The sequence below is a fragment of the Halomonas sp. SIMBA_159 genome (assembly GCF_046536035.1).
Lineage (GTDB): Bacteria > Pseudomonadota > Gammaproteobacteria > Pseudomonadales > Halomonadaceae > Vreelandella > Vreelandella venusta_A.
The window spans coordinates 1-269 of sequence record NZ_JAWJBT010000657.1 but is presented as its reverse complement, the minus strand read 5'-3'; the positions used below and the strand labels follow the sequence as shown (position 1 = coordinate 269).

At 57.2% G+C, this 269-nt stretch carries 1 pseudogene; it reads right to left on the bottom strand.

From position 1 onward, the window contains the following. A pseudogene (locus R0J87_RS20840) lies at positions 1-269 on the bottom strand (hypothetical protein); the annotation flags it as partial.

Sequence of the window (269 nt, the reverse complement as noted above, 5' to 3'; positions counted from 1 at the left end):
CTTCTGCCGCTTCGGCAGCCAGCGCCTGTGCTTCCAGCTCTTCGTCGGTGATTTCTTCTTTAGCCGCTTCTTCTTGCGCCGCTTCGACAATCTCTACGGTTTCCGCTTCAGCCTGCCACTCTTCTGGCGAAACCTCTTCGGCGTTGACGTCTTCCGGCAACGGCAGTTCTTCACGTTCGATAGCCACTGGCTCCGGCGTTTCTTCTACGACCGGTTCCGGCTGTGCAACGACTTCCGCTTCAGGCTGCGCTTTTTCACTTTCAGCTACC